The organism is Variovorax sp. P4_D9, assembly GCF_056401695.1.
The window spans coordinates 1-877 of record NZ_JBFUIU010001618.1 but is presented as its reverse complement, the minus strand read 5'-3'; the positions used below and the strand labels follow the sequence as shown (position 1 = coordinate 877).

The 877-nt window shown below is 62.6% G+C and carries 2 protein-coding genes; both read right to left on the bottom strand.

The annotated features are described in order from the left end of the window. Positions 1–74: 74 nt before the first annotated feature. Positions 75–590 carry a hypothetical protein gene (locus AC1DY5_RS57310; protein WP_478122987.1) on the bottom strand — a complete coding sequence of 172 codons (516 nt, stop codon included), beginning with the start codon at positions 588–590 and terminating at the stop codon, positions 75–77. Further along, the coding region (locus AC1DY5_RS57305) for a hypothetical protein (protein WP_478122986.1) at positions 590–877 on the bottom strand (288 nt) is incomplete at its 5' end. The genes AC1DY5_RS57310 and AC1DY5_RS57305, both read right to left, overlap by 1 nt.

Here is an 877-nt window from a genome sequence, read left to right as displayed (position 1 = left end):
GCCATGCACAGCGTGGTGCAAAGGGCGACGACGAGTCTGCGCAATATCATGAGATGTCTCCTGTCGATCCATGACTATGTCGTCAGGAATTCAGACAACGGCCGCACCTCGTGCGGATCCGGGTCCAATTTCAAAGGCAAGTACCACGATCGCTCGAAGGCGATGCGGTGAAGACTGGCGCGCAGCACACTGCGCTCGACCGTTTGGCGAACGGACTCTTCGAGGCCGGCCGCATCGCGCACGGCCTGCGCGACGGCAGCGCCGAGGTCCGCTGTTGCCTTCAGAACACCCGACGGAGCCGAAGCGGGATCGCTCAGGATGGCGTGGCCTGCGTCGATGGCCCGCTCGAGAGACGATGACGAAGGTGCCTGGATCGTCGAGTGCACGGACGTTGCCATCTCCAGGCCGTGCAGCAATTCGAATCGTGCGCGTTGGTGAAGGTAGGGCAGCCGTTCGGCGACGAAGCTCAGATAGTCGATGGTGAGCTTGAGCTGATCGCTGGCCTGAGCGTGCCCGGGGCCGATGGTCGGCGCGACAACGTCTGTGAGAGCTCGGATCGCCGCCCGCAGACCTACATCGGTGTTGTCCATCAGAGTACCTCCGCAAGAAGTTCGGTGAGTTCATGCGCCCCTACCGGCGCGATGGCCTTGAGCCGTGCCAGAAGAATGTCCTGGTGCGATTTGCCGAGCTTCGCGACCCGATACATCGTGGCCATGGTGGTGGTGATCACCTGGAAACAGTTGAGCACCCGGTACCAGCGCAGACGGTCGAAGTCGACCGCCAACCCGGAGACCTCCTCGTAGCGCCGGTAGAACTCCTCGATGGGGATGAGGCCGCACACCAGGTAGGTCTTGCCGTCCTCCGCCAAGTGGCCCTT

Coding starts and splice junctions, on each gene's coding strand:
- AC1DY5_RS57310 (WP_478122987.1), bottom strand. CDS start 590: ATGGACAACACCGATGTAGGTCTGCGGGCGGCGATCCGAGCTCTCACA.